Origin of the sequence: Kitasatospora nipponensis, from assembly GCF_039528135.1 — a bacterium.
Lineage (GTDB): Bacteria > Actinomycetota > Actinomycetes > Streptomycetales > Streptomycetaceae > Kitasatospora > Kitasatospora nipponensis.
Genome location: NZ_BAAALF010000313.1, coordinates 1 through 5,612, shown reverse-complemented (window position 1 = coordinate 5,612; position 5,612 = coordinate 1). Strand labels below are relative to the sequence as shown.

Sequence of the window (5,612 nt, the reverse complement as noted above, 5' to 3'; positions counted from 1 at the left end):
GTTTCGCGGCGTCGAATGCCTGCCAAGTGGGGGCGGTGGTCTCGAAGGTGGCGTTAGGTCTTCGCTATCTCTGTCGCAGAACTATCCACGCCATGCCTGACCAGCGAAATCAAGCCGCCGACCGCATTCTGAAAGACGGCTAATCATTCTCAGCCAACGAGCGAGGCGGGCACCTTGCCGTGCAGCCAGCGCTCGAGGTCGGGCCCGTCCACCAAGGTGATAGCCGCCGCCTCCGCGTAGTCCCATGCGGGGTCCGTGAAACCTGTAAGGGCAACTACCCACACGTCATCGGCCATGTGGAGTTGCCGAGCCGTCCCACCCACCTTAGCCAGCTCGGAGAAGCTCACCTTGCTCGCCCAACGCTTGCACTGCACGACGAGCCTCCGACCGGTCGCAGTCACAGCGATCACGTCCGCGCCGCGGTCATTGGGCTTACCGTTCTCCTGCACGATGCTGCAGCCCGCCAGATACAGCAGATCCGCGATCAGGTGCTCGAACTGGGTATGGTCGAGACTACAGACATCCTCGAACGACCTGATGGTTAGTGGGAGGAACTCGCGGGGCTTGCCTGGGCGAGCGCGCATCCACAGATCGTCATCGCGGCACAGGGTCGCGTCACCTCCTGCAGTGATGACCGCACAATCGAAGTCAGACGCTGAGCGCAAGGCGCGTAACGACATCGGCTCCAAAGCACCAACTGCCTCGACCATTCGCCAACTTCCATCCGGCCGGTACACACGTTCGTACCGCACCTCGTTGGCCGGTATGAACCGCTTCTCAGCTGGAACAAACCACGTGCCGCAGCGGGCAGCAACATCGTGAACCGTGCCCAGCCAACCGCCAGCCAGGCTGTATTGGGAGCCCTCAGCCCTGTCTCCGGTGAGCCTCACTGGCCTGCCGCAATACAGGCATCGGTCCCAATTCCGGTCAATTCCCACTGTCTGCCCCCTTGGCCGCTGAGGCATGGATGCTACTAGGCAACCCTGACAAGCCTTCTAGGGCCAAGGGGGAGTAGGCAAGCCGTCAGGGTCGAGTCCAAAGGGCCACCGATCCTGGATTCTAGGGTCATGGAACCCACCGCCGGCGTCGGCGGCCTGAATGAAGAGAGCTTCAGCACCCTCCCGATCCCCGGCCTGTTCCCGTAGCCCCGCGAGGAAGGCTAGAGCGTCCGAGTGGCCAGCACCGGCTGACTGGGCGATGGCTTCGGCGTGCTCCCTATCCCCGGCTTTCTCCCGTGCCTCCAACAGGATGTATAGGACGAACATGTAGCCGGAATCGGCAGCCTGGTACGCAAGGGCAACAGCCGCTTCCCAGGCCCCGGCCTCGACTCGCAGCCGTACCAGCTCTGCCAGGGCGAACCCATCGCCAGCGTCGGCAGCTCGACGGAAGAGGGCCTCCGCTCCTTCACGGTCTCCGGCCTGCTGCCGTGCTCGACCCAGATCAGCAAGAGCGCGATCGTCACCAGCGTCGACGGCCTGGCGGATGAGAGCTTCAGCACCGTCCTGATCCCCAGCCCGCTCCCGCAAGCGCGCCAGTGAGGTCAGGGCGGAGGCATCGCCAGCGTCGGCGGCCCGGCGGAAGAGTGCTTCTGCACTCTCCCTGTCACCGATCGTCGCATACATCGCTGCCTGGAGGGTTAGGTCGACCGGGTGGCCGGTGTTGGCGGCCAGTTGTAGGAGAGTTTCGGCACCCTCCTTATCCCCGCTCTCCGCCCGTCTGTTTGCCAGGAGGAACAGGACGTCAGGATCACCCGCCTGGGCTGCCCGGCGTGCGAAATCGTTGGCGAATGCACGGTCTCCAACCTCCTCGCTTGTCCAGGCTAGAAAGGTCAGGGTGCGGCCATCACCAGATTCAGCGGCTTGCCGGTAGAGAACCTCGGCGCCCTCGCGGTCTCCGGCCTTCAACCGTGCCTGTCCAAGAATGGCCAGGGCGATGGGGTGGCCGAAATCGGCGGCTCGCTGAGTGAGGTGGTAGGCCCACTGCTTACGGTGTCTCAAGCTAGCGGCGTCGGCGAGGTTGCTGAGATCCTCGGGTTGAGTGAGGTGGGCACAGGCGGACTGCCAGAAGGATGCGGGTGGGCACAGCAGCTTGCGAGTGGTGCGTCCGTGGTCTTCAAGGTAGTCGGCGAGCCGAAGAACTGACCCCTTATCGGGTGCGACTCGGAGCTCGGGACCGATCGGAGGCCGACGTCGAGGGCGGGGGGCAGTGCGGCGCAGCGGCGCTTGTTTGCCGTGGACGTCGCGGGCGAGGTCGGCGAAGGCGGCCTCGGCCCAGTCTTCGGTGAGCTGGTCCCAGTCGTGGTCGGTGAGATAGTCGGTGGCGGCATTGGTGAGGAAGGCCTGTGGCAGGTGGAGGCCGACGCCGAGGCGGCGGGCGTCCATCGCTGCTTCCAGCATGGCTCGGGCCGCTGGGGTTGCGTGTTCGTAGCGGCGGAGGAGTTCGGGGGCGCCGGCTAGGTCCTGGGTAATGCGTCCATCCGTGCGGGCGCGGGTCAGGGCATCGGAGAGCAGCTGATCTCCGGCCTGGGCTAGCTTGTCGGCTTCCCGTAGCGCTTTGCTGTCGAAGGCTTCTTGGATGGTGTAGACACGGCCGGCGAGGAGCTCGCGGGTTCGGCTGTGTGGGTCAGCCGAGCCCGGGCTGGGCAGGTTCGCGTATTGATCGGCGAAGTTTGGCCAGAGGGTGCCCAGGACGAGGATCGGAGCGCGGTTGGCGTCGGTGAGGAGGCTGTTGACGGCTGCGGCAATGTGCTCGCCGTTCTGGTGGTCGCCGAGGTAGTGCTGAGCCTCGTTGAGCCACACCACGGTACGGGACTGGACGCGTTCGAGGTCGGCGAGCGCGGCCTCGGCCCGGGTTGGATCGTTGGGGTGCCACAGTCGCCATCCCTTCTTCGCTAGCGGCTGCACTGCCTCCCAACAGGCCCGCGTCTTGCCCGTGGACGATGATCCGACCAGTGCCACGATCCGGCTCTGGCCCTGCTCGGCATCGCGAACCGCCTCAGCCAGGATCCGGTCGTGCTCGCGCTTGACATAGCCAGGTAGTACCAGACGGGTGCGGGCATTGGCGCTGTTGATTGCCGAAGGTGTGCCGGCAGGATGGACCTCAAGGTCGTGCGGGTCCCATTCCGCGATCGGCTTGCCCAGTGCATCTCCCGCGGTGCGCTCGTGACCCGTTTCGCCTGCTGCGGCCCGTCGCAGCCTCAGCAGCTCGTCTTCCGGCAGGTGTAGCGCCCGGGCGAGTCTCGCAACGGTCGCTGCCGTCGGAACAGGGCCAGCGACCTGGAAGGCAGAATGCACGGTGGTGCGGCTCAGACCAGCTCGGTTGGCAAGCTGAGTCTTCGTTAGCCGTACACGGGCCAGGCCAGCCTCCAACCGGTCGCGTAGTTCAGCTCGCGCTGCTGCCCGTTCGTCAGCTCCGCTCACCAAGCCCCCTCACCGGGTGTCCAACAGTGTTCATCATCGTCCAGCCAAACCATGGTGAACACCAAGTCCGCGACCGTCGGTCACGTCAAGGTCCCTTCCTTTCACAGGAGACTGTCGTGAACCGAGTCGCTGTCGTACTGCTTTCCCTCGCCCTAGTCGTGGTGTTCGCGCTGCTGGCTGCCGCGGCGGCAGGCGTACTGGCCCGTATCGACGGAGCTACCTACGCGTCCGCATTGACTCGTGGCGCCGCCACCTTCGCCGCCGTCCTCACCCTGGCCGCCGTAATCACTGGAGCCCTGGCCGCGTTCCTTTTCTGAGGCCAGCCCGATGGCTGGCGGCACCGCCAGGTGGCGGGCCCTGATCCGACAAGATTCAAAAGAGAGGCCCCTGTCACAGCAGAGGGGGCCGCTACGGCCTCCCCCGCCGCCGGGGCCGGACAGCACCGGACGGGTGGCGGCCGCGCGGCCGGCCAGTCGAGTGGGGTCAGCAGCGCATCAGCACGTCCACGGCTTCATGGATGAGCGTGTCGAGCACGACGGGGTCACGATGCCCAGGACTGTTCCGGTGCGAGGTGGCGCACCGCTCCACTCATGTTGCATCCAATGCAACATCGCGCATTAGGCGAGATACATCCCGCCGAAGGAGCCGTCGAATCCCGTGTCTGTGATGGCGGCGTCGAGGGTGGGGTAGTTGGTCCACTGGCCGTTGACCATCGCGTCGAAGTCGGCCCGGGTGACCTCCGGCTCCAGCCACTCGTTCGCGCAGCGGCAGCGGATGTAGACGTTGCGGCCCTGGTTGATCAGCAGCCAGTCGCGGCGGGCCTTGCAGGCCGAGCAGATGACCGGGATGCCGCGCAGGGCGAGCTCGTCTGGGTGGTTGAGGCAGCGGGTGGCTCCCGGACCGCTCGGGGGCTCGGTCTCGTTCTGCAACTGGAGCAGCGGGTCGCTGGCAGGTGCGGTCGTCAAGGGTGTCGATGCCGGCTTCGTGCGGTGGTTGGTAGGTCTGGTCACGAGCGTGTTCTCCCCGTCGAGTGCCTTCGGTTCATCAGTAGCGGCTGGTGAAACTGGTTGTCCAGGGCTTTGCCCGGTCCGGCGCGCCAGCGGCCGGTCTGCCGGACCGGGGGTCAGCGGCGAGGCGCGCGGGTGCGCGGCGCGGTCGCGGCTGGGGTGGACGGGGTGGTGGCCCGGTTGGTTGCGGGCCTATAGCGGCCGGTCGCTCCGCTGGGGTTGCCGGGCGAATCCGGGTGGGCCGGGAGGTTGGCCAGGCGGCGCAGTCGCCAGACGAATACGTCGTTGACGTCCTGGGCTATTCCCAACTCCCGCTGTGCGATGGCCTCCTGCAGGAGTTCATCCGGGTCGTGGCCCGCCTGCTCGGCTTGGGCGAGGGTGGCGGCAAGTGCGTCCCAGGGCTCTTCTCGGGCAGGCCGGCCTTCGGTTGCGGGCAGAGCGGCGCGGATGGTGGCGTCGAGGCGGCGGCGATCGGGTTCGGGCAGTGCTCGCCCCTGCTCGTGCATGGTCTTCATCGGCGTAGTGGCGGCCTGGCGGTAGGCGGTGTGCAGGTGTTCGGCGGCGTTGCGGGAGGCGGCGGCCTGCTGGGCGTGTCCTCGGGCGGAGTGCCAGCGGGATGCTGCCAGGGCGGCCAGGAGCAGGGTGGACAGCAGCATCGCCGTGGCGCCGCCGTCCTCGCCTCGGCCGAGCGCGCCGCCGGCCTGGATGATGCCCCGGGCGGCTGAGCGCAGGGCTCGGTTGTCGGCTCGCTCGGCGCTGACGTGGCTGCGGGTGGCGCGCTCGTAGGCGCGTGCGGCGGCGCGCAGTTCGTCTCGGGTGGCGGCCGGTGAGGTCTGGACGACGGCGTCGAGGAGTTCGCCGACGCCCACGAGCTGGGCTACTGCGTCGTCGCCACCGGTGTCGAGGTCGACGGCTGCCCGCTCGGCGAGCCGGGTCGCGTGGCGGCGAGCCATGGCGGGCGGTGACCAGCGGGTGTTGGTGCCGGTGGTGTCGGCAGCGAGATTCGTGGCGGCCTGGTCGATGGGTCCGGTGGCGAGGCGCTGGCGGATCTTGGGGAGCGAGAGGTCGGGGGCGAGTGTGGAGCCGGAGAACCAGATGGGCTGATCGTCGCGGTTGCGGTCGCCAGGCAGGGCGACGGAGTAGCCGAGGGTGTCGCCGGAGGGGGCGAGGCGGGGCTTGACGCGGA

At 67.4% G+C, this 5,612-nt stretch carries 4 protein-coding genes and 1 pseudogene; 1 reads left to right on the top strand and 4 read right to left on the bottom strand.

Annotated elements, in window-relative coordinates; all coding sequences use genetic code 11:
• Window positions 1-149: 149 nt before the first annotated feature.
• Together ABD323_RS39135 and ABD323_RS39130 are read right to left on the bottom strand one after the other, a co-directional pair.
• Window positions 150-710, bottom strand: a complete 561-nt coding sequence (locus tag ABD323_RS39135; RefSeq protein ID WP_344446871.1) for a restriction endonuclease — start codon at window positions 708-710, stop codon at window positions 150-152.
• A 285-nt stretch (window positions 711-995) separates the two neighbouring features.
• Window positions 996-3,293, bottom strand: a complete 2,298-nt coding sequence (locus tag ABD323_RS39130) for a tetratricopeptide repeat protein (RefSeq protein WP_425556313.1) — start codon at window positions 3,291-3,293, stop codon at window positions 996-998.
• A 242-nt stretch (window positions 3,294-3,535) separates the two neighbouring features.
• Here ABD323_RS39130 and ABD323_RS39125 point away from each other — a divergent pair, with 242 nt between their 5' ends.
• Window positions 3,536-3,736: a hypothetical protein gene (locus tag ABD323_RS39125; RefSeq protein ID WP_344446869.1), complete on the top strand. Its 201-nt coding sequence runs from the start codon at window positions 3,536-3,538 to the stop codon at window positions 3,734-3,736.
• Between the two features lie 300 nt (window positions 3,737-4,036).
• Here ABD323_RS39125 and ABD323_RS39120 read toward each other — a convergent pair whose 3' ends face one another.
• Together ABD323_RS39120 and ABD323_RS39115 are read right to left on the bottom strand one after the other, a co-directional pair.
• Complete coding sequence (locus ABD323_RS39120) at window positions 4,037-4,384, bottom strand: hypothetical protein (protein ID WP_344446868.1); 348 nt, start codon at window positions 4,382-4,384, stop codon at window positions 4,037-4,039.
• Window positions 4,385-4,542: 158 nt separating this feature from the next.
• Window positions 4,543-5,612: pseudogene (locus tag ABD323_RS39115) on the bottom strand (mobilization protein); the annotation flags it as partial.

Bases quoted from the DNA above. Each gene is read 5' to 3' on its own strand.
- ABD323_RS39135 (WP_344446871.1), bottom strand. From the start codon at position 710: ATGGTCGAGGCAGTTGGTGCTTTGGAGCCGATGTCGTTACGCGCCTTG.